The 22,538-nt window shown below is 72.3% G+C and carries 18 protein-coding genes and 1 pseudogene; 15 read left to right on the top strand and 4 right to left on the bottom strand.

The annotated features are described in order from the left end of the window. Positions 1–2 precede the first annotated feature (2 nt). From ABEA34_RS01615 to ABEA34_RS01550, 14 genes and pseudogenes are all read left to right on the top strand, one after another. The gene (locus tag ABEA34_RS01615; protein ID WP_345518554.1) at positions 3–1,196 is read left to right on the top strand and encodes a winged helix DNA-binding domain-containing protein; all 1,194 of its coding nucleotides are present in this window, start codon (positions 3–5) and stop codon (positions 1,194–1,196) included. Positions 1,197–1,205: 9 nt separating this feature from the next. Continuing rightward, positions 1,206–1,916: a TIGR03936 family radical SAM-associated protein gene (locus ABEA34_RS01610; protein WP_345518552.1), complete on the top strand. Its 711-nt coding sequence runs from the start codon at positions 1,206–1,208 to the stop codon at positions 1,914–1,916. A gap of 346 nt (positions 1,917–2,262) precedes the next feature. After that, positions 2,263–4,704 (top strand): annotated as a pseudogene (locus ABEA34_RS01605) (Rne/Rng family ribonuclease); the annotation flags it as partial. 843 nt (positions 4,705–5,547) lie between these two features. After that, complete coding sequence (rplU, locus tag ABEA34_RS01600) at positions 5,548–5,856, top strand: 50S ribosomal protein L21 (protein WP_345519117.1); 309 nt, start codon at positions 5,548–5,550, stop codon at positions 5,854–5,856. 46 nt (positions 5,857–5,902) lie between these two features. Beyond that, on the top strand, positions 5,903–6,157 hold the full coding sequence (gene rpmA / locus ABEA34_RS01595) for a 50S ribosomal protein L27 (protein ID WP_345518548.1): 255 nt from the start codon (positions 5,903–5,905) through the stop codon (positions 6,155–6,157). Between the two features lie 85 nt (positions 6,158–6,242). Further along, positions 6,243–7,781: a GTPase ObgE gene (gene obgE, locus ABEA34_RS01590; RefSeq protein WP_345518545.1), complete on the top strand. Its 1,539-nt coding sequence runs from the start codon at positions 6,243–6,245 to the stop codon at positions 7,779–7,781. Next, the gene (gene proB, locus ABEA34_RS01585; RefSeq protein WP_345518544.1) at positions 7,778–8,893 is read left to right on the top strand and encodes a glutamate 5-kinase; all 1,116 of its coding nucleotides are present in this window, start codon (positions 7,778–7,780) and stop codon (positions 8,891–8,893) included. Before obgE ends, proB begins: the two co-directional genes overlap by 4 nt. Before the next feature lie 22 nt (positions 8,894–8,915). After that, positions 8,916–9,878, top strand: coding sequence for an endonuclease/exonuclease/phosphatase family protein (locus ABEA34_RS01580; protein ID WP_345518543.1), 963 nt, complete (start codon positions 8,916–8,918; stop codon positions 9,876–9,878). Positions 9,879–10,007: 129 nt separating this feature from the next. After that, complete coding sequence (locus tag ABEA34_RS01575; RefSeq protein WP_345518541.1) at positions 10,008–10,577, top strand: DUF6801 domain-containing protein; 570 nt, start codon at positions 10,008–10,010, stop codon at positions 10,575–10,577. Between the two features lie 100 nt (positions 10,578–10,677). Continuing rightward, positions 10,678–11,142: an SRPBCC family protein gene (locus ABEA34_RS01570; RefSeq protein WP_345518539.1), complete on the top strand. Its 465-nt coding sequence runs from the start codon at positions 10,678–10,680 to the stop codon at positions 11,140–11,142. 22 nt (positions 11,143–11,164) lie between these two features. After that, positions 11,165–12,346, top strand: a complete 1,182-nt coding sequence (locus ABEA34_RS01565; protein WP_345518537.1) for a cysteine desulfurase family protein — start codon at positions 11,165–11,167, stop codon at positions 12,344–12,346. Between the two features lie 10 nt (positions 12,347–12,356). After that, positions 12,357–13,451 carry a tRNA 2-thiouridine(34) synthase MnmA gene (gene mnmA, locus ABEA34_RS01560; RefSeq protein ID WP_345518535.1) on the top strand — a complete coding sequence of 365 codons (1,095 nt, stop codon included), beginning with the start codon at positions 12,357–12,359 and terminating at the stop codon, positions 13,449–13,451. Next, complete coding sequence (locus tag ABEA34_RS01555) at positions 13,448–14,443, top strand: uroporphyrinogen decarboxylase/cobalamine-independent methonine synthase family protein (protein ID WP_345518533.1); 996 nt, start codon at positions 13,448–13,450, stop codon at positions 14,441–14,443. Before mnmA ends, ABEA34_RS01555 begins: the two co-directional genes overlap by 4 nt. Positions 14,444–14,478: 35 nt before the next feature. Then, entirely contained in the window at positions 14,479–15,015 is a 537-nt protein-coding gene (locus tag ABEA34_RS01550) for a type 1 glutamine amidotransferase domain-containing protein (RefSeq protein ID WP_345518531.1), read from the top strand. Positions 15,016–15,094: 79 nt separating this feature from the next. Here the strand turns inward: ABEA34_RS01550 and ABEA34_RS01545 are convergent, their stop codons facing one another. Both ABEA34_RS01545 and ABEA34_RS01540 read right to left on the bottom strand, forming a co-directional pair. Then, a complete protein-coding gene (locus ABEA34_RS01545) occupies positions 15,095–16,705 on the bottom strand; it encodes an MFS transporter (protein ID WP_345518529.1) in 1,611 nt (536 codons plus the stop codon). Continuing rightward, on the bottom strand, positions 16,698–17,315 hold the full coding sequence (locus tag ABEA34_RS01540) for a TetR/AcrR family transcriptional regulator (protein WP_345518527.1): 618 nt from the start codon (positions 17,313–17,315) through the stop codon (positions 16,698–16,700). Before ABEA34_RS01540 ends, ABEA34_RS01545 begins: the two co-directional genes overlap by 8 nt. Positions 17,316–17,494: 179 nt before the next feature. On the opposite strand from ABEA34_RS01540, the gene ligA reads away from it, so the two are divergent. Beyond that, a complete protein-coding gene (gene ligA, locus ABEA34_RS01535) occupies positions 17,495–19,612 on the top strand; it encodes an NAD-dependent DNA ligase LigA (RefSeq protein ID WP_345518525.1) in 2,118 nt (705 codons plus the stop codon). A 3-nt stretch (positions 19,613–19,615) separates the two neighbouring features. Here ligA and ABEA34_RS01530 read toward each other — a convergent pair whose 3' ends face one another. Together ABEA34_RS01530 and ABEA34_RS01525 are read right to left on the bottom strand one after the other, a co-directional pair. Next, a complete protein-coding gene (locus tag ABEA34_RS01530) occupies positions 19,616–21,208 on the bottom strand; it encodes a SigE family RNA polymerase sigma factor (RefSeq protein ID WP_345518523.1) in 1,593 nt (530 codons plus the stop codon). A gap of 56 nt (positions 21,209–21,264) precedes the next feature. Continuing rightward, a complete protein-coding gene (locus ABEA34_RS01525; RefSeq protein ID WP_345518521.1) occupies positions 21,265–22,509 on the bottom strand; it encodes a hypothetical protein in 1,245 nt (414 codons plus the stop codon). Between the last annotated feature and the right edge of the window lie 29 nt (positions 22,510–22,538).

Raw genomic sequence — 22,538 nt, 5'->3', positions numbered from 1 at the left:
CCATGCGGCAGGTCAGTGACAGCGAAAGACGCCATCGACTGGCGCGGCGCCACGCCCTGGCTCCCGGCCATCGCGCCGCCGACCCCGAGTCGGCGACCCGGGCCATGACCGTCCTGCACGCCACCGAGGCGCCGAGCGTCTACCTGTCGCTGTGGGCACGGGTCGAGGGCGTCACGGTCGCCGACGTCGACCGCGCGCTGTACGACGACCGCACCCTGGTCAAGCAGCTCGCGATGCGGCGCACGCTCTTCGTCTTCCCGCGCGACCTGCTGCCGGCGGCGTGGGGGAGCGCGTCGGCGCGCGTCGCCACTGCCCTGCGGACCCGGTTGGCCAAGGAGGTCGCGGCCGCCGGCATCGCCACCGACGGCGACGCCTGGATCGACGCCGCCGAGCGGGCCACCCTCGCGCGCCTCGCCGGCGGTGCCGAGCTGTCCGCCCAGCAGCTCCGGGACGAGGTCCCCGAGCTCGCCGGCCGCCTCGAGATGTCGCCCGGCAAGTCCTACGGTGCCAACGTCCCGATCGCGCCCCGGGTGCTGACCCAGCTCGGGGTCGAGGCCAGGATCGTGCGCGGCCGCAACGCCGGTCACTGGCGCACGGCCCGGCCGCAGTGGACCGCGATGGAGACCTGGCTCGGCCAGGACGGGGACGGTGTGCCCGAGCCGCTGAAGGAGCGGGAGGGGTACGCCGAGCTGGTCCGCCGCTGGCTGGCCACCTTCGGGCCCGGCACCGAGGCCGACCTCGTCTGGTGGTTCGGCTCGACCAAGTCCGCCGTCCGCGCCGCGCTGGCCGACGTCGGCGCCGTCGAGGTCGGGCTCGACGACGGCGCCACGGGGTGGGTGCTGCCCGACGACCTGGACGAGGCGCCCGTCGTCGCGCCGTGGGCCGCCCTGCTGCCCGTCCTCGACCCGACGGTGATGGGCTGGAAGGAGCGTGACTTCTACCTCGGCCCGCACGGCCCGCTGCTCTTCGACACCAACGGCAACGTCGGCACCACCGCGTGGTGGGACGGGCGGATCGTCGGGTGCTGGGTGCAGGACCCCGACGGCGTCGTCGTGCTGCACCTCCTCGAGGACGTCGGTGCCGAGGCCCGGGCCGCGCTGGATGCCGAGGCCGGGCGTCTGACGTCCTGGCTCGACGGCCACCGGGTGAGCACGGTCTACCCGTCGATTGCGATGAAGACCGCCCTCCAGCCGTAACCTTGGCCGGTGCGTGAGCAGCCCGAACAACAAGCCCCGCCGGTCCAGCGGCTCCGGATCCGCTACGCCAAGCGCGGCCGGCTCCGGTTCACCAGCCACCGTGACTTCAGCCGGGCCTTCGAGCGGGCGATCTTCCGGGCCCGGCTCCCCATGGCGTACTCGTCGGGCTTCAACCCGCACCCGCGCATCTCGTACGCCGGCGCCTCGCCGACCGGTGCCGCCAGCGAGGCGGAGTACGTCGAGATCGGCCTCGCCCAGGTCGTCGACCCCGCGGCCATCCACGCCCTGCTGGTGGAGGCGCTGCCCGTCGGGCTCGACGTGCTCGAGGTCGTGGAGTCGGCCGGCGGCTCGCTCGCCGACCTGCTGACGGGCAGTCACTGGCTGGTCGACCTGGCCGCCGACCCCGACGTGTGCGCCGCCGCGGTCGCGACGTTCCTGGCGGCCGAGTCGGTGACGGTCGAGCGGATGACCAAGAAGGGGCTGCGGGAGTTCGACTGCCGGTCCGCGGTCATTGCGCTCTCGGCGGCCGCCCACGGTGACGGCACCCGTCTGGACCTGGTGCTGCGACACGCCGTACCGGCCGTCCGGCCCGACGACGTGCTGACCGGTCTCGGTGCCCTCACGGACCTCGTCATCACGGGCTCGCCGCTGCTCACCAGGCTCGCCCAGGGCCCCCTCGACGCGGCCACCGGCGAGATCGGCGACCCGCTCAAGGACTGACGGTGGTGGATCCCGGTGTGTCGTGTGCGATACTCGCCGTGGTTGCACCGGACAGATCGGTGTGACCCGACGACGTTCTCGGCCGGTCCCCCTGTGGCCCGGCACACCTTGAGGCTCGATCGTCGCCAGACCGCGACGCGGCCGGCGGGTCGGTGACAGCGACCAACCGAGTGGCCCTACCGGGCCCGGACCCTCGACCGCGGCAGGCGCCGGACGGTGCTCCCGGGTGACGCACCTGCGGAGGGTGTCGCCGCCACACGAAGGCTTTGCGTCGTCCGCCCTGAGCACCCGGGCGGATGGCGTCGGACCGCCCGGCGCGAGCCGCTGGGCGCTAGGAGCGCACCACATGGCCGACGACCTCCAGGCCGAAGAGACCACCGCCCCCGCCACGGCAGCTGAGAAGCCGGCCAAGAAGGCGGCGGCCAAGAAGGCCCCCGCCAAGAAGGCGGCGGCCAAGAAGGCGCCAGCGAAGAAGGCGGCCGCCAAGAAGGCGGTCGCCGAGCCCGCTGCCGAGCCGGCCGGCGACGGCCAGCTCGACCTCGGCGTCGACGCACCACCGGCCAAGAAGGCCGCCAAGCGCGCACCCGCGAAGAAGGCGGCGGCCAAGAAGACCACCGCCAAGGTGGCTGCTGACGCGCCCACGGGCGACGCGGCGCCCGACGCCCCCGCCGAGGACACGGCGGCCACCGCGCTGCTCTTCCAGGCGCCCGACGCCCCCAAGAAGGCCCCGGCCCGGCGCACGCGCAAGACCGCGGCCGCCGCTGTCGAGGCCACCGCCGAGGCGTCCGAGCCCAGCGAGACCACCGACGACGCGGAGGGCGCCGAGCAGCCGCCCGCCCAGCCGCGTCAGCAGAAGCCGAAGAAGAAGTCGGCGCCCAAGCAGACCCGGCCCGCCGACGAGGACGAGGCCACCGACGCGACGGCCGAGGACGAGTCCGACGAGTCCGACGAGGGCGACGACCAGTCGGGCGACGGCTCCGGCCCCGCCCGCCGCCGTCGCCGTCGCGGTGGCCGCCGCCGGCGCAAGCCCGGCGAGAGCTCGGGCGACGGCTCCGGCGACTCCGACAACGACGCCGACGACTCCGACGACGCGGCCGCCAAGGACGAGACCGCCGCGGCCGGTGACGACTCCTCCGCTGGTGGCGAGGACGGCGGCGGCGACAGCCCGTCGTCGCGGCGCCGGCGCCGCCGCCGGCGCGCCGGTGATGGCGAGGACGGTGGCGGGGACGACCCGGACAACACCGTCACCCGGGTCCGCCGCCAGCGCTCCGCCGAGGACGAGATCACCTCGATCCAGGGTTCCACCCGCCTGGAGGCCAAGAAGCAGCGCCGCCGCGAGGGCCGCGAGGCCGGTCGCCGCCGGGCGCCGATCGCCAGCGAGGCCGAGTTCCTGGCCCGCCGCGAGTCCGTCGACCGGGTCATGGTCGTGCGCCAGCGCGAGGACCTGACCCAGATCGGCGTCCTCGAGGACAAGGTCCTCGTCGAGCACTACGTCGCCCGCGCGTCGCAGACGTCGCTGATCGGCAACGTCTACCTCGGCCGCGTCCAGAACGTGCTGCCCTCCATGGAGGCCGCGTTCATCGACATCGGCAAGGGCCGCAACGCGGTCCTCTACGCCGGTGAGGTCAACTGGTCGGCGCTCGGGCACAAGGACGGCCAGCCCCGCAAGATCGAGTCGTTCCTGTCCTCCGGGCAGACGATCCTGGTCCAGGTGAGCAAGGACCCGATCGGCCACAAGGGTGCCCGGCTCACCAGCCAGGTCAGCCTGGCCGGCCGGTTCCTGGTCTACGTACCGGACGGCACGACCAGCGGCATCTCCCGCAAGCTGCCCGACACCGAGCGCAACCGCCTCAAGACGCTGCTCAAGGAGATCGTCCCGGACACCGCCGGTGTCATCGTGCGGACCGCCGCCGAGGGCGCCAGCGAGGACGAGCTGACCCGCGACGTCGAGCGGCTCAAGGCGCGCTGGGAGGACATCGAGGGCAAGCTCAAGGGCAACGCCCCGCAGCTCCTGTACGGCGAGCCGGACCTGACCCTGAAGGTCGTCCGCGACCTGTTCACCGAGGACTTCTCCAAGCTGGTCATCCAGGGCGACGACGCCTGGGACACCGTGCAGGGGTACGTCGCGCAGGTGGCCCCCGACCTCGAGGAGCGCCTCGAGCGCTACGAGCCCGGCGCCAACGGTCGTGGCGGCAAGGCCGACGTCTTCGCGGAGTACCGCATCGAGGAGCAGATCGCCAAGGGCCTCGACCGCAAGGTCTGGCTGCCCTCGGGTGGCTCGCTGGTGATCGACCGCACCGAGGCGATGACCGTCGTCGACGTCAACACCGGCAAGTTCACCGGCTCCGGGGGCAACCTCGAGGAGACCGTCACCAAGAACAACCTGGAGGCGGCCGAGGAGGTCGTGCGTCAGCTCCGGCTGCGCGACATCGGCGGCATCATCGTCGTCGACTTCATCGACATGGTCCTCGAGTCCAACCGCGACCTCGTGCTCCGGCGCCTGGTCGAGTGCCTCGGCCGGGACCGCACCCGCCACCAGGTCGCCGAGGTCACCTCGCTCGGTCTGGTGCAGATGACCCGCAAGCGGATCGGCACCGGCCTGGTCGAGGCGTTCAGCGAGAACTGCCCACACTGCCAGGGCCGTGGCGTGATCATCCAGGACACCCCGGTCACCCCGAAGGACGGCTCGGACGACGAGCCGCGCCGCGGGGGCGGCGGAGGCGGCGGTGGCGGTGGCGGTGGCCGACGTGGTCGCGGCCGCGGCCGCGGCCAGGACGACCAGGCCGGCGGCCACGACGGCGGCCACGCGGGCAACGGTGGGGGAGCGAAGCCGCCCTCGCCGAAGGACGTCGCCGCCATGGCCCGCCCGGAGCACTCCGAGCACGACGAGCACGACGGCCACGCCGACGAGTCCACCCCGGTCGACGACGTCGCCACGCAGGTGGCCGAGGCAGAGGTCGAGCCGACCCCGGTGGTCGAGCCCGACGAGACGCCCGAGCAGCCCGTCGAGCCGGCGGCCCCGAAGGTGACGACGCGCAGCCGTCGCCGCAGCAGCACGCCGCGGCCGGCGGCAGAGCCCGCACCCGTCGTGGTGGAGGCGGCCCCGGCCGTCGAGGAGCCGGCCGTCGAGGAGCCCGCCGTCGAGGAGCCGGTCGTCGAGGCCCCCGTGATCGAGGAGCCCGTCGTGACGCCCCCGGCGCCGCCGGAGCCCCCGAAGGTCGTCACCCGCACCCGAGGCCGGTCGGCTCGCCGACCCGCCGGACCGCCCGTCGCCGAGGACCCCGCGTCCTCGCCGTCGGGAGTCGTGGGCAGCGTGGGCGTGCCGCCGGAGCACGGCTCGGTCGAGCCGGGGACCGCGGGCTCGGACCCGGGCGCCTCGGTCGGGGGCGACCTGGACGGCGACCACCCGCACGTCGAGCACGTCCCGATCAAGAAGAAGGGCACGCGCAAGCGCTGAGGGCCCAGGCGCGGCGCTGTTTTGCCGTAAGCCGCGCTCGTCCGTACTATTGACCCTCGGTGCGCATTCTGTGCGCCTGTCTCTGTGCGGCGCCGCCCAAGCGTTGTGCCCCGGACAGACCTGCCAGACCCAGACGTTCCATCCAGCTCAGCAAGATCGATGAAGGAGACCGCGGTGTACGCGATCGTGCGCGCAGGCGCCAAGCAGCAGAAGGTTGTCGTCGGTGACGTCATCGAGATCGACAAGATCACCACGGCGGCCGGCGACTCGGTCAAGCTTCCCGTGGTCCTCGTCGTCGACGGCGAGACCGTCACGTCCGACGCGAAGGCGCTGGACAAGGCGTCGGTGACCGTCGAGGTCGTCGGTCTGACCAAGGGCCCGAAGATCATCATCCAGAAGTACAAGAACAAGACCGGCTACAAGAAGCGCCAGGGTCACCGCCAGAAGTACACCCAGGTCAAGGTCACCGACATCTCCCTCTGAGCCCTGCCTCTCCGGCACCGCTCGCAGCGCACAAAGGACTGAACTCATGGCTCACAAGAAGGGCGCCGCGTCCACCAAGAACGGCCGCGACTCCAACTCCCAGCGCCTCGGCGTCAAGCGGTACGGCGGCCAGGTCGTCAACGCGGGCGAGATCATCGTGCGCCAGCGTGGCACCCACTTCCACCCGGGCGCCGGCGTCGGCCGGGGCGGCGACGACACCCTGTTCGCGCTCGTCGCGGGTGCCGTCGAGTTCGGCACGCGTCGCGGTCGCCGCGTCGTGAACGTCGTCCCGGGCGAGTGACCTGACGCTCACCCACATTCGCTTCACCATCGAAGGGCGTCCCTGAAACTCGGGACGTCCTTCGATCATTTTCTCAGGAGAGACCATGGCAGTACCCACCTTCGTCGATCGGGTGTCGCTGCACATCAGCGCCGGCCGTGGCGGGCACGGTGTGGCCTCGGTCCACCGCGAGAAGTTCAAGCCGCTCGGCGGTCCCGACGGCGGCAACGGCGGCCCCGGCGGCTCGGTGATCCTGCGGGTCGACCCCGACGTCACGACCCTGATCGACTACCACCACAGCCCGAAGCGCAGCGCCGAGTCCGGCGGCCACGGCGCCGGTGACCACAAGAACGGCGGCCACGGCTCCGACCTGGTGCTGCCGGTCCCCGACGGCACCCTGGTGACCGACCCGCAGGGCAACGTGCTCGCCGACCTCGTCGGCCCCGGCACCGAGCTCGTGGTCGCGCAGGGCGGCCGCGGCGGCCTCGGCAACGCGGCGCTCGCCTCCTCCAAGCGCAAGGCGCCCGGCTTCGCGCTGCTCGGCGAGCCTGGCGACGAGCTCGAGATCGTCCTCGAGCTCAAGGTCGTGGCCGACATCGGCCTGGTCGGCTTCCCGAGCGCCGGCAAGTCCAGCCTGATCGCCGCAATCTCCCGGGCTCGGCCCAAGATCGCCGACTACCCGTTCACGACCCTGGTGCCCAACCTCGGCGTGGTCACCGCGGGTGACACCACGTTCACCGTCGCCGACGTACCCGGCCTGATCGAGGGCGCGAGCGACGGTCGTGGCCTCGGCCACGACTTCCTGCGCCACATCGAGCGCTGCGCCGCCATCGTGCACGTCGTCGACACCGCCAGCATCGAGCCCCACCGCAACCCGGTCGACGACCTGGACATCATCGAGCTCGAGCTGAGCCGGTACGGCGGGCTCGAGGACCGGCCGCGCCTGGTCGCCCTCAACAAGGTCGACGTGCCCGACGGCCGCGACATCGCCGGCTTCGTGGTCCAGGAGCTGCGCGAGCGCGGTCTCGACGTCTTCGAGATCTCGGCCGCCTCCGGCGAAGGGACGCGCGAGCTGACCTTCGCGATGGCCGCGATCGTCGAGGCGAAGCGCGCCGAGACGCCCGCCGTCGAGGCCACCCGGATCGTGCTGCGTCCGCCGTCGGCGGACGGCAAGGAAGAGTTCACGATCACCAAGACCCAGGACGGCTGGCGGGTGCGTGGCGAGAAGCCCGAGCGCTGGATCCGGCAGACCGACTTCAGCAACGACGAGGCCGTCGGCTTCCTGGCCGACCGGCTCAACCGTCTCGGTGTCGAGACCCGGCTGCTCAAGCTGGGCGCGGAGGAGGGCGACGCCGTCCTCATCGGCGACCCCGACAACGCCGTGGTCTTCGACTTCAAGCCCGGCATCGACGCCGGCGTCGAGATCCTCAGCCGCCGCGGCGAGGACCAGCGCTTCGCCGACGACCGGCCCGCGGCCCACCGCCGCCGGGCGATCCAGGAGGGCCTGCCCGAGCGGGCCGAGGGCGAGACGCGAGCCGACGTCGCCCGTCGCCTGGACAAGCCCGAGACCTACGGGCCCAAGTCCTACGTGGTCGGCAGCGCCGACGACCCCGACTGGGCCGAGAACGACCCCGGCAAGGAATGACCTCCCGCCCCCAGGTGACCGAGGCGAAGCGGATCGTCGTCAAGGTCGGGTCCTCCTCCCTGACGACCGCGGCCGGCGGCATCGACCCCGGCCGGGTCCGTGCGCTCGTCGACGTGCTGGCCAAGCTGCGGGTCGACGGGGCCGAGGTCGTGCTGGTCTCCTCGGGTGCGATCGCGGCGGGGCTCTCCCCGCTCGGGCTGAAGAAGCGGCCCAAGGCGCTGCCCGCGCAGCAGGCGGCCGCGTCCGTGGGCCAGGGGTTGCTGGTCCACCGCTACACCGAGGAGCTCGCCCGGCACGGCGTGATCGCCGGGCAGATCCTGCTGACCGTCGACGACGTGACCCGGCGCTCGCACTACCGCAACGCCTACCAGACCTTCGCCAAGCTCCTCGAGTACGGCGTCCTGCCGATCGTCAACGAGAACGACACGGTCGCGACCAGCGAGATCCGGTTCGGCGACAACGACCGGCTGGCGGCGCTGGTCGCCCACCTCGTGCACGCGGACCTGCTGGTCCTGCTCAGCGACGTCGACGGCCTGTACGACGCCGACCCGGCGTCCCCTGGCAGCACCCTGATCTCCGAGGTGACCTCGGTCGACGCGCTCGGCGACGTCCGCATCGGGAGGACCGGCGCGGCCGGTCTCGGGACGGGCGGCATGCAGACCAAGGTCGACGCCGCCCGGATCGCCACCGGGGCGGGCATCCCCGTGGTGCTCACCTCGGCCGACAACGCGAGCGCCGCGCTGTCCGGTGAGCCGGTCGGCACCCTCTTCCACACCACGGGGCGCCGTCGCCCGACCCGCCTGCTCTGGCTGGCCCACGCCACCGAGCCCAAGGGCACGCTCGTGCTCGACGCCGGCGCGGTGCGCGCCGTGGTCGAGCGGCGGGCCTCGCTCCTCGCCGCGGGCATCACCGCCGTCGAGGGCACCTTCCACGCCGGCGAGCCCGTGGACATCGCGGCGCCCGACGGCACCCCGATCGCCCGCGGCCTGGTGAACTTCGACGCCGAGGAGCTCCCGCAGCTGCTCGGCCGGACCTCCAGCGACCTCAAGCGCGAGCTGGGCGCGGGCTACGAGCGCGAGGTCGTGCACCGCGACGACCTCGTGCTGCTCTGACAGCGCCCGGTAGGTTCGGCGCGTGCGTGCGCGAATGGTGGCCTTCTGGGTCGTGGTCGCGCTCGCGCTGCTGCCGGCGCTGGCGATCACCGCTGCCCGCCTGACCGAGCCCGACCTCCGCGTCGCGGTCGAGCTGGTGGCCTTCACGCCGCTGGCGCTCCCGCTGTATGCCGTGGCGCTGCTGCTCGCGCTGGCCCGGCTCGCCGTACGCCGCCGCTGGCGCACCGCCGCGCTGCCGCTCGCGCTGGTCGCGCTGGCGGGGCTGCTGCTGCACGGGTGGTGGTACGCCCCGCAGGTGACCGGTGCCAACCCTCCGGCCGCGGCCGGCGCGACCCCGATCGTCGTGATGACGGCCAACCTCCGCCTCGGCGATGCCGACGGCATCGAGGTGGTGCGCACCGCGAACGACCAGCACGTCGACCTGCTGGTGCTCCAGGAGGTCACGCCGGCCGTGCTGGCCGACATGGACCGCGCCGGTCTGCGCGACCTGCTGCCCTACCGGGTGGGACTGGCCGGCAGCATGGCGAGCGGGACGATGGCGTTCGCGCAGACCCCGCTGACCGACTCGGAGCGCCTGCCCACCGCCCTGGGCAGCTGGAGCTTCGACCTGGGTGACCTCCGCGTTCAGGCCGTGCACCCGACGTACCCCGTCGACGTCGACGGCTGGACGAAGGACCAGGCCGCCGTCGTCCGGTCCGTGACGGACGGCGAGCCCGACCTCGTCGTCGGTGACTTCAACGCGACCGTCGACCACCGGTCGCTGCGCACCCTGGCCGACCGCGGCTACCGCGACGTGGGGGAGCTGGCCAACGACGGGTGGCACCCGACCTGGCCCGCCGACGGCGCGTTCGACGTCCTGGGGATGCCGCTGGCGCAGATCGACCACGTCCTGGTCGGCGACCGCCTGGCCGCGCTGGGCATGACGACGGTCGGTGTCCCCGGCAGTGACCACCGGGGCGTGGTGGCGACCGTCGCCCTCAAGTGACGTCGGGGCGACCGCTGTCCCGGACAGATGTTGCAACTCGGGTTTGCATGAATTCCGGACGGGTAGTGGACTAAAAGACGCGCCCCGGGAGGGGGCGCCCTCGGAGGGAGCAAGAAGTTGTCTGTTGCCATGCGCACCCGTTTCGCCGCCGTCGGTGGGACCGCGGCACTCGCCGCGGCCGCCGTACTCGTCGCCGCACCCGCGGCCGAGGCCAAGACGGCCTCGCTCAAGAGCAGCTACAGCTGCCAGACGGACTTCGGCGCCCAGGAGGTCGGGGTGACCACGACGATGGTCCTGCCGGCCAAGGTCAAGAAGAACAAGTTGGTGGCGGCCAAGCCGGTCAAGCTGCTGGTGGTCATCCCGGAGAGCCTGGCCACGTTGATGCGCACCGTCGGCATCACCAGCCTGTCGGGCTCCGCGAGCGGCGTGAAGGCGTCGGTGGGCACCACCAAGGTCGCGGTCAAGGGCGTCAAGTTCCCGGCCACGAACGTGCCGGCCAGCGGCCCCATGAAGATCAAGGCTGCCGGCACCGCCAGCGCCTTCAAGATCAAGAAGCCGGGCACGTACGTCGTGTCCATCCCGAAGTCGTTCAAGTTCACGGCCAAGGACCAGAACGGCAACCCGCTGCTCAACAACGCGCCGTGCACGGTGGTCAAGGGAGCGCCGACCAAGCTCGGCAAGCTCAAGGTCGTCAAGTAACCACCCGACGACGCCGTACGACGACGGCCCGGTGCCTCGGCACCGGGCCGTCGCGCATCTAAACCTTGAGTTGCCCGTCCCGGCGAGCAACGGTGGAGGCATGACCACCGATACGAGCATCTCCGTCCAGCGCACCATCGACGCCTCGTCGCAGGACCTCTTCAACGTGCTGTCCAACCCGGAGCGCCACGCCGAGCTCGACGGGTCCGGCTTCGTCCTGAGCGACGAGAAGTCCGACCGGATCACCGCGACCGGCCAGGTCTTCCGGATGAACATGTCCGGTCCCCACATGGGTGGCGACTACCAGACCGACAACACGGTCACCGGCTACGACAAGAACCACCTGCTCGCCTGGCAGACCGCGCCCGCCGGCACCGAGCCGCCCGGATGGGAGTGGGTCTGGGAGCTGAAGGCGGAGGGTTCCGACGCCACGGCGGTCACCCTGACCTACGACTGGGGCAAGGTCACCGACCAGGCCCTGCTGGCCAAGATCGGCTTCCCGCTGGTCCCGCAGTCGGCGCTCGAGGACTCGTTGGGCAACCTCGCTTCGGCAGTCTCCAGCTGATCGCCGTACGCTGGTCGTTGCCATGAACGACCGGACCGTCTACCTCGACCACGCTGCGACCACCCCGATGGTCCCGGCGGCGGTGGAGGCGATGACGGCGCACCTGCTCGAGGTCGGCAACCCGAGCTCCCTGCACGCCTCCGGGCGGCACGCGCGCCGGGTCGTCGAGGAGGCCCGCGAGACCATCGCGCAGGCCCTCGACTGCCGGCCCGGCGAGCTCGTCTTCACCTCCGGCGGGACCGAGGCCGACAACCTGGCGCTCAAGGGCGTCTACTGGTCGCGTCGGGCCGCGGACCCGCGGCGTACCCGCATCCTCGCCACGTCGGTCGAGCACCACGCGGTGCTCGACCCGCTGCACTGGTTGGAGGAGGCCGAGGGCGCCGCGGTGTGGTCGCTGCCCGTGGACTCCCAGGGCCGCCTCGACGTCGACGCCTTCCGCGCCGCCGTCGAGCGTGACCCGGGCTCGGTCGCGCTGATCTCGGTGATGTGGGCCAACAACGAGGTCGGCACGCTGCAGCCGATCGACGAGGTCGTGGCGATCGCCGCCGAGCACGGCATCCCGGTGCACACCGACGCCGTCCAGGCGGTCGGATCGGTGCCCGTCGCCTTCGCCCGGTCGGGCGTCGACGCGCTGACCCTCACCGGTCACAAGGTGGGTGGGCCCTTCGGCGTGGGCGCGCTCGTCGTACGCCGCGAGCTCGACGTCACGCCGCTGGTCCACGGTGGCGGCCAGGAGCGGGACATCCGCAGCGGCACCATCGACCCGCCGGCGATCGCCGGCTTCGCCGCCGCCGTCGAGCTCGCCGTCAAGCAGCAGGCCGAGCACGCCGGCCGCGTCGGCGCGCTGCGCGACGACCTGGTGCGCCGGGTCATCCAGGCCGTGCCCGACGCCCACCTCCACGGCCCCGCGCTCGACAGCGGGGAGCGGCTGCCCGGCAACGCGCACCTGGGCTTCCCCGGCTGCGAGGGTGACTCGCTGCTGATGCTCCTCGACGCCCGCGGCATCGAGTGCTCCACCGGCTCGGCCTGCTCCGCCGGGGTCCCGCAGCCCTCGCACGTGCTGCTGGCGATGGGCCGTGACGACGAGGCCGCGCGGCACTCGCTGCGCTTCTCGCTCGGCCACACCTCGACCCAGGACGACGTCGACGCCGTCGTGGAGGCCATCGTCCCCGTCGTCGAACGGGCCCGGGCAGCGCACCGATGAGGCTGCGCCCATGAAGGTGGTCGCTGCCATGTCCGGCGGCGTCGACTCCGCCGTCGCCGCCGCCCGCGCGGTCGAGGCCGGCCACGACGTCACCGGCATCCACCTGGCGCTGTCGCGCAACCCGGCGTCGTACCGCTCCGGAGCCCGCGGCTGCTGCACCATCGAGGACGCCAACGACGCGCGCCGGGCCGCCGACGTCATCGGCATCCCGTTCTACGTCTGGGACCTGTCCGAGCGCTTCCACGAGGACGTGGTCGAGGACTTCATGGACGAGTACGCCGCCGGGCGCACCCCCAACCCGTGCCTGCGCTGCAACGAGAAGATCAAGTTCGCCGCCGTCCTCGACCGGGCGCTGGCGCTGGGCTTCGACGCCGTCGCGACCGGTCACTACGCCCAGCTGCGCACCGGCGCCGACGGGCTGATCGAGATGCACCGCGCGGTCGACCACGGCAAGGACCAGTCCTACGTGCTCGGCGTGCTCGACCAGCAGCAGCTCGCGCACTCGCTCTTCCCGCTCGGGGACTCGACCAAGGCCGACGTCCGCCTCGAGGCGGCGCGGCGGGGCCTGCTGGTCGCCGACAAGCCCGACAGCCACGACATCTGCTTCGTCGCCGACGGCGACAACGCCGGCTGGCTGCGCGAGAAGCTCGGCGACAAGGCGCCCAACCACGAGGGCGAGATCCTCGACGAGGCTGGCGAGGTGCTCGGCCGGCACGACGGGACCTACGGGTTCACGATCGGCCAGCGCAAGGGCCTGCGGCTCGGGCGTCCGGCTGCCGACGGCAAGGCACGGTTCGTGCTCGACATCGAGCCCGTGTCCGGGACCGTGACCGTCGGCCCCCGCGAGCACCTGGCGGTCGACCGGCTCACCGGCGTCCGGCCGCGCTGGTGCGGCTCGGTGCCCTCGCGTCTCGAGGGGACGGTCCAGCTCCGCGCCCACGGCGACGAGCACCGCGCGGTGGTGGTGCGAACCGACCAGGGGGTCGAGGTCGAGCTGCTCGACCCGGCGTACGGCATCGCACCCGGCCAGGCCGCGGTGATCTACGACGGCACCCGGGTCGTCGGGTCCGCCACGATCGCCGCCACCCAGCGGGTCTCAGCATGACGATCGCCAGCGGCATCGGCTCGATGCCCGGCGACGACCAGGCGGCGTACGACGACGCGGTCCGCCTGGTCCTCGACCAGCTGCCGGACCTGCCGCACCTGCCGGAGGTCCCGGGCCGCGGGGCCATCGCGAACATGACCGGTCGCGCGCTGGCCGTGATGGCCGAGCTCGGTGCCGACCTCCAGCCGGCCGGGTGGCGGCTCACCGACGCCGCCGGCGTCGACCACCGGCGCGCGCGCAGCCTGCTCGGCCAGGACCTCGACACGCTCGAGGACCTGACCGACGGCTACACCGGCGCGTTCAAGATCCAGGTCGCCGGGCCGTGGACGCTCGCCGCGACGGTCGAGAAGCCCCGTGGCGACAAGGTGCTCAGCGACTTCGGTGCCCGGCGCGAGCTGGCCCAGGCGCTGGCCGAGGGCCTGCGGGTCCACGTCGCCGACGTACGCCGCCGGCTGCCGGGCGTGGACCGCCTAGTCGTCCAGGTCGACGAGCCGGCCCTGGCGGCCGTCCTCGGTGCGAAGGTCCCGACCGCGTCCGGCTTCGGCCGGCACCGGATGGTGCACCCGCCGGAGGCCTCGGAGGCGCTGGCGTGGGTGCTCGACGCCGTCACCGAGGCGGGAGCCGAGCCGTGGGTGCACACGTGCGCGTCCGGCACGCCGCTGCCGTTGCTGCGCACGTCGGGCGCCCGCGGGATCTCGGTCGACCTCGGCCTGATGACCGCCGCCGACCACGACGCGCTCGGCGAGGCACTGGAGGCCGGCGACACGGTCGCGCTCGGCGTCGTACCCACCCTCGACCCGGCGGCCGCCCCCACGGACACGGAGATCACCGAGCGGGTGCTGCGCTGGCTCGACATGCTCGGACTCGACCCGACGGAGGTGGGGGAGCGGCTCGTGCTCACCCCGACCTGCGGGCTCGCGGGCGCCTCGCCGGCGTGGTCCCGCCAGGCGCTCGAGCTGCTGGCGAAGGCCGCCGCTCACCTCACCGACTGACGCATCCCGGCGGACGCGTCGGGTACCGACCGGGCATGAGTGATCTCAACGGCAAGAAGGTAGCCATCATCGCGACCGACTTCTTCGAGGAGGCCGAGCTCGTCAAGCCGCGCGACGCGCTGCGTGCCGCGGGTGCCGAGGTGAAGGTGTACTCGACCGGGACCGACCCGATCCAGGCGGTCGAGGGCGACACGACGCCGACCCAGAAGGTCGACGTCGACGGCACGCTCGACGAGCTAGACGTCGGCTCCGTCGATGCGGTGGTCGTCCCGGGCGGCACGATCAACGCCGACCACATCCGGGTGGAGGAGCGCGCGCAGGACATCGTCCGCCAGGCGATGGCCGACGAGCTGCCGCTGGCGGTCATCTGCCACGGCCCCTGGCTGCTGGTCTCGGCCGGTCTCGTCCAGGGCCGTCGCCTGACCAGCTACCCGAGCCTGGCCGACGACGTACGCAACGCCGGCGGCACCTGGGTGGACGAGGAGGTCGTCGTCGACGGCAACCTCATCACCAGCCGCAACCCCGACGACCTGCCGGCGTTCATCCAGGCCATCGAGGACGCCCTGTCCTGAACGCACGAACGGGTCGTCCGCCTCACGTGGGTCTAGAGACCCTCGAGAGGCGGACGACCCGCTTCGGCAGTGCGTCCGGTCAGCCGACGTGGACCGGGACGTCCTCGGGACCGTCGGTGGCGAGCTCCTGGTGCTTGACGTTCAGGAACAGCCAGGTCGCGAGCGAGCCGAGCGTGATCAGGCCCGCGCCGACCAGGAAGGCCGCCGTCGCGCCGTTGGTGAACGAGCCCAGGTAGGCCAGCTGGCTCACCTGCTCCTTCGGCAGGCCCTGCTGGGTGAACGCGCTGGCCAGCTCGGACTTCTTGTCGGAGGCCGCGCTCAGGGCGACGGTGCTCAGGATCGCCAGGCCGAGGGCGCCGCCGACCTGCTGCATCGTGTTGAGCACGCCGGAGCCGATGCCCGAGTCCTCGGAGCGGAGGTGGTGCACCGCGGTGAGGGTGAGCGGCACGAAGACCGCGCCCATGCCGATCGACATCAGCACGATGAAGGGGAAGATCGACGTCCAGTAGTTGACGCTGTCGCCGAGGCTGCCGCCCTGCATCGCCGAGAGGACGCCGCCGGCCGAGTCCGGCACGGAGATCCGGGAGAAGCCCACCAGGGCGACCGCGGCCATCAGGGTGCCGACGCCGGCGATGTAGCGGGCGTCGATCCGGTTGACGAGGTTGGACGACAGGCCCGCGCCGATCACGATGCCGAACGAGAACGGCAGGAACGCGAAGCCGGCGTGCAGCGGGCTGTAGCCCATCACCAGCTGGATGAAGAGGCTCAGGAAGTAGAACATCGCGAACATCGCCGCCGGGACGACCATCATCACCAGGAAGCTGGTGGCTCGGGTGCGGTTGGCGAAGACCCGGACCGGCAGGAGCGGGTGCTTCACGCGGGACTCGACGAACGCGAACGCCGCGAGCAGCACGACACCGGCCGCGAGAGACGCGATGGTCCACGGGTCGTCCCAGCCGTGCGCGGCCTCGCCGGCGCGGCTGAAGCCGTAGACCAGGCCGAGCAGGCCGAGGGTGCCGGTGATGGCGCCGGGGACGTCGAGCTGGCCGGGGTGCGACTCGGACTCGTTGAGGAAGCGGGGCGCGAGCGCCGCCGCGATCAGGCCGATCGGGACGTTGATGAGGAACGTCATCCGCCATCCGTCGATGTCGACCAGCCCGAGGAAGCTGTTGGTGCCGGTCAGCCAGCCACCGAGGATCAGGCCGACGGCAGCGCCGGCGCCGGACATCGCGGCGTACACCGCGAAGGCCCGGTTGCGGGCGGGGCCGGCGGGGAACGTCGTGGTGATCAGCGCCAGGGCTGCGGGCGACGCGAGCGCCGCACCGAGACCCTGGAGACCGCGCGAGGCGAGCAGCAGGGCCTCGCTCTGCGCGAGGCCACCGAGCAGCGAGGCGATCGCGAAGACCGACAGGCCGATCATGAAGACCTTGCGGCGGCCGTAGAGGTCACCCAGGCGACCGCCGAGCAGCAGCAGGCCACCGAAGGCCAGTGCGTAGCCCGTGACGATCCACGTCAGGTTGGCGCTGCTGATGTTCAGGTCGGCGCCGATGTAGGGCAGGGCGATGTTGGCGATGGAGGCGTCGAGCACCACCATCAGCTGCGCCATGGAGATGAGCACGAGGGCCCATCCGAGGTTCAACTTCTTGCCCGAGGCCGTGTGGATCGCCTCGGTGCTGGCGACTTCAGTCATCAGTCTTCCTTTGGGTCGTCTGGAGCGAGGCCGGGTCGCGGGTGGCGGCCGGCAGGATGATTTGGTCGATCACACGGGTGATCACGTCGAGGTCGGGGACCTCGCCCATCACGAAGACGCGATGGAGGATGATGCCGGCGAGCGCCGGCTCGAGCAGGTCGAGGTCTGCGTCCGGGCGGAGCTCGCCCCGGTCGCGGGCGCGTTCCCAGAGCTTGCGGGAGACCGCGATCTTGGGGCCGATGACCTCGGTGCGGAACGCCTCCGCGAAGGCCGCGTCCCGGGAGATCGCGGTCAGCACGCTGGCGAAGGTCGAGATGGACGTGGGGTCGGAGAGACCGCCGACACCGCAGAAGACCTGCTGGAGGTCACCGCGGAGAGAACCCGTGTCCGGGATCTCCTGGGGTCCCTTGGTGTGCTGGAGCGCCTCGATCACCAGGCTGACCTTGTTGGTCCACCGCCGATAGAGCGTCGCCTTGGAGGCCTTGGCCCGCGCGGCGACGGCGTCCATCGTGAGCCGGTCGTAACCGACGTCCCCCAGCACCTCGAGCGTGGCGTCGAGGATCTCCTGCTCACGGTCACCCTCGATGCGGGGGCGTTCGCTCGGTGTCACGGGAGTCCTCCTCACGGTGTTCGGCAGCCGTTAACCTGGATGAAACGAAACGGTTTCGTTTCATCAGGAACAGCGTAGGTCGGTCGGTTCATTCCGGCCAAGCGGGTTTTTTCTCAGAATTTTTTTCGGGGCGTCCACCGGTCGTCGGCGGTGTCGGTACGGCGCGGCAGAATGCGGGCATGACCACCCCCTCCGAGCCCGCCGTGGATGCCCAGGTCGACGCCGCCTCCGTCGAGGCGCGCGAGGAGCACCGCCGGGTCGCCGAGGAGATCGAGGACGCGCGCTGGCGCTACTACGTGCTCGACAGCCCGACGCTCGACGACGCGGACTTCGACAAGCGGCTGCGCCGGCTGGAGGCGCTGGAGGAGGAGTTCCCCGAGCTGCGTACGCCGGACTCGCCGACGCAGAAGGTCGGCGGAGCGGTCTCGACGGAGTTCACCGCGGTCGACCACCTGCGCCGGATGGAGAGCCTCGACAACGCGTTCTCCTTCGAGGAGCTCGAGTCGTGGCACGCCCGCCTGGCCCGCGACGGCGTCGAGGCTCCCGCCCTGCTCTGCGAGCTGAAGGTCGACGGGCTCGCCATCAACCTGCTCTACGAGGGCGGCCGGCTCCAGCGGGCGCTGACCCGCGGCGACGGCAGCACCGGCGAGGACGTCACGCCCAACGTGCGCACGATCGAGTCGGTGCCCGACCGGCTGACCGGCAGCGACGAGTTCCCGGTGCCCGACCTGATCGAGGTGCGCGGCGAGGTGTTCCTGCCGGTCGAGGCGTTCGAGCGGCTCAACGACTCGCTGCTCGAGGCGGGCAAGGCGCCGTTCGCCAACCCCCGCAACTCCGCGGCCGGGTCGCTGCGCCAGAAGGACCCGCGCGTCACCGCGAGCCGCGCGCTCGACATGGTCTGCCACGGGATCGGCGAGCGGCGTGGCTTCGAGCCCCAGGCGCAGTCGCACGCCTACGAGGCGCTCCGGGCCTGGGGTCTGCCGGTGAGCGAGCAGGTCAAGGTGGTGCCGACCCTCAAGGACGTCGAGGCCTACATCGAGCACGCCGGCGAGCACCGCCACACGATCGTGCCCTACGAGATCGACGGGGTCGTGGTGAAGGTCGACGACGTCTCGCTCCAGCGCCGCCTCGGCTCGACCAGCCGGGCGCCGCGGTGGGCGATCGCCTTCAAGTACCCGCCCGAGGAGGTCAACACCAAGCTCCTGGACATCAGGGTCAACGTGGGTCGGACCGGCCGCGTCACGCCGTACGGCGTCATGGAGCCGACCCTGGTCGCCGGCTCGACCGTCGAGAACGCCACCCTGCACAACGCGCACGAGGTCAAGCGCAAGGACGTCCGCCCCGGCGACACCGTGATCCTGCGCAAGGCCGGCGACGTGATCCCGGAGATCCTCGGCCCGGTGCTGGCACTGCGGCCGAAGGGCCTGCGGCCCTGGAGGATGCCCACGACGTGCCCGTCCTGTCGGACCCCGCTGGCCGAGCAGAAGGAGGGCGACAAGGACCTCCGCTGCCCCAACCACGAGAAGTGTCCCGGCCAGGTGCGCGAGCGGGTGTTCTTCGTGGCCAGCCGCAACGCCTTCGACATCGAGGGTCTCGGCTACGAGGCGGCGGTCGCGCTGCTCGACGCCGGGGTGATCACCAACGAGGGCGACGTCTTCGACCTCACGCCCGAGCAGCTGCTGAAGGCGCCGCTCTTCACCCGCGCCCCGAAGAAGGGCGAGGAGGGACCGCAGCTCAGCGCCAACGGCCAGCGACTGCTCGACAACCTCGGTGCGCGCAAGGACGTCCCGCTCTGGCGGGTGCTGGTGGCCCTGTCGGTCCGACACGTCGGGCCGAGCGCGGCGCGGGCGCTCGCGCAGGAGTTCGGGTCGATGGCCGCGATCCGGGCGGCGACCGAGGAGCAGCTGGCCGCCGCCGAGGGCGTCGGACCGACCATCGCCGAGGCGGTGATCGAGTGGTTCAAGGAGCCGTGGCACGCCGCGATCGTCGAGAAGTGGGAACGGTCTGGGGTCTCCATGGAGGACGAGCGCGACGAGTCGATCGACCGCACCCTGGAGGGACTGACCGTCGTGGTGACCGGCTCGCTGGTCGACTTCAGCCGCGACTCCGCCAAGGAGGCGATCCTGTCGCGCGGCGGCAAGGCCGCCGGATCGGTGTCGAAGAAGACCGACTACGTCGTGGTCGGCGACAACGCGGGCTCCAAGGCCGACAAGGCCGAGCAGCTCGGCGTACCGATCCTCGACGAGGACGGGTTCAAGGCGCTGCTCGCCGATGGGCCGCCGCCGGCCGCGGAGTAGGACTCACCAGTTGACCGTGTCGGCCACCACGGGGTTGTCCGCCCCGACCTGGAGGGGCGTCGAGCTGCAGCCGCCGCCGTCCGCGTCGCACACGGACACGTCGTCCTTGGTCACCCGCACGAGGTCACCGTCGAGGGTCCAGCCGGTGGAGGAGCCCTCGACGTCGATCTCGACCCGCTTGTCCGTGGTGAGGTCGTAGACGAACGCCGTCGGAAGGTCGAAGGTGCACGCGTCGACGTCGCTGCAGGAGCGACGTGGCAGGGCGGCGACGTGTTGGCCGTCGGGCGACAGCTGCAGGTAGCGGTCTCCCTGGTCGTAGTCCATCAGGGCCTCGCCCGTGTCGATGTCGACCACTTCCGCATGGGCGTCCAGGTCGCCGCTGAAGAGGATCGTCAGCCCGCCGTCCACCGTCAGCGGCGTCTTCGCGGGCAAGGTGTCGATCGGCGACACCTGGCGCGTCGTCAGGTCCACGTCGACCGCGGTCTCGTCCAGGCTCAGGTAGACGTGGTCCCGGTCCACGAAGGCGTCCGGGACCCCGCCGTCGTCCGCCCAGCTGAAGGATCCGTCGACCCGGATGGTGTCCGTGACCTCGTTGGTGCGGAGGTCACGCACCACGACGTCCCACGCGGTGGGTGACCCGGTTGCCTCGACGTAGACGACGTACGGCTGGGACGGGTCGGTGTCGGTGAGCTGGTCCCCGACGTCGAGGGTGAAGTCGGAGGTGCTGCCGTCGGGCGCGATGACCGTCCATCGCGAGCTGCCACTCCAGGGCGCGCCGTCCTTGCCGTAGTTCACCAGCAGCCCGGCAGACGTGGAGAAGAGATAGCCGACCGGTCCGTCATCGAGGTCGATGACGGACCCCGAGCCGAGCTGGACGGTCGACCCCGACGCCACCGCCCAGTCCTTCGACTCTCCAGTGTGGGTGGGCGGAATCTCGTCCGCGCGGTCGCCTCCCGGAGCAGCGACGGCGGCGACGATCACAACGACCACCGCGACGACTGCGGAGACCGCAGCGGCGACGCGGACCCGGCGGTCGCGCTGGATCCGGCGACCGTTGCCGACCACGGCGACCGGGTCGACGGTGGGGACGCTGACCGAGGCGGCCTCGTCGCTTAGGACGTCGCGCAGTCGGGCCAGTGCGTCGGAGGTCTGGCTCTTGACGGTGCCCTCGCTGATGCCGAGGGCCTGGGCGACCTCGCGCACGGAGAGGTCGTCGTAGTAGCGGAGCACCACGACGGCGCGCTGGCGCGGGGCGAGAGTGGCGAGTGCGTCGACGACCGCGGTCCGCGTGGTGAGGTCGTGGTCGGTGCCGCTGTCGGGGAGGTGCTCCGTCGGGTGCTCGTTGCGCCAGCCACGGCGTCGGAACCAGGAGGCGGCGGTGTTGGCGAGCACCACCCGGGCGTACGCCGGGGCGGCGGCGGGCTCCTTGACCTGGCGCCAGGAGGCGTAGGTCTTGGCGAGGGACGTCTGGACGAGGTCCTCGGCGAGCTGGTGGTCACCCAGCATCAGGTACGCCGTCCGATAGAGCCCGGGCCAGCTGGCATGCACGAACTCCGCGAACTCCTCGTCCGTCAGCGTCCTGGGCGGTCTCGCCATCAATCCTCCTCGAGCGGGTCACCACGGTAGATGCGGTGACCGCCGGATCGGTTGGGTCAGCCCTCCGCGCGTCGGGCGCGCCTGCGGACCACCAGGCCGGCCGTGAGCGCCGCGACCCCGCCGACCAGCACGAACGGCGTCGGCGGGACGTCGGCCAGGGTGAACGCCACCACGACGCTGACGACCAGGGCGAGCAACAGGGCGAAGGCGCCGACCAGCAGCGCAACCGTCGTCCGCGGCTCCGGCACCCGCGGCGGCCCCGGCAGCCGTTGCTCCCGTTCCGCCGCGGGGTCCGTGAGCTGGGGGAGGAGGCGGGACCCGGCGAGCTCGTCGATCTCGGCGACCGCGCCGGCTCCGTCCCGCCAGTCCTGCGGCTGCACCGTCATGTTCAGCCCGTCCTGGGCGACGAGGGTCCGCGCCCCACCCGGGTGCGCGAGCACGGCGGCCAGCTGATCGGCCGGGAAGAACGGCCCGCCCCAGCCGTAGTCGAAGTGGACCCCGCGGCCGTCGACGCGCAGGTGGTGCTGCTCGTTGCCCCGGTGGCGATACCCCGTGCCCTCGCTGGGGGCGTGCTGCCACCCGGCCTCCGGGACGCCGAGCACGAAGTCGAGCACCTTCGGGTGGGCGCCGACGAGCAGGGTCTCGGCGAAGTCCGTCGCGCCCGGCAGGCCGACCTCGTCGAGCAGCAGGGGCCGTGCCTCCCGCCACCGGCTCGTCGTGCTGCGGGTCCGCCAACCGGCGACCACGAGGACCGCATGGTCGGCGTCGACCTGCTCGGCCCGCCACCAGGGCGCCTCCTCGCCGGTCCCGCCGACCTCCTCGCGCAGTGCGCGCGCCAGGTCCTCGCCCAGCGCGTCGGCCGCGTCCACCGGCACGACGCCGCTGGCGATCACCACGGACGTCCCGTAGGCGTAGCCGTGCGAGTACGCCGGGTCGCGGGGGATGCGCACCGCTGCCGGCGGTGTCCCCGCCAGGCAGCGCTCGACGTGCGCGCGCAGGGCATCGGGCGTCACCGAGCCCAGACCGGTCTCGCCGAGGCCCGCTAGACCCGGGCCCTGCGCGCCGTAGCGGACCAGGAGGGCGACCTCGACGGCTCCGACGTCGGGCGGGTCGGCGGCGAGCTCGCGGCGTACGGCGTCCAGATCGGTGAGGTCGGGAGCGTCGAGCCAGGCCCGGACCCGGTCGAGGCGCTCCGTGCTGCCGCGGAAGGTGGTCGTGACCAGGCCTACGTCGACCTCGACCCGCCCTGCGGCCCGAGCGGCGAGGGTCGCCACCAGGCGGGTCCAGCCTGCGGTGGCCACGGTCTCGTCGGCACGACCCTGCCTCAGCG

Origin of the sequence: Nocardioides conyzicola (genome assembly GCF_039543825.1) — a bacterium.
Classification (GTDB): domain Bacteria; phylum Actinomycetota; class Actinomycetes; order Propionibacteriales; family Nocardioidaceae; genus Nocardioides; species Nocardioides conyzicola.
Note: the sequence above shows the minus strand (reverse complement) of the source record. Positions and strands in the feature narration are given on the sequence as shown.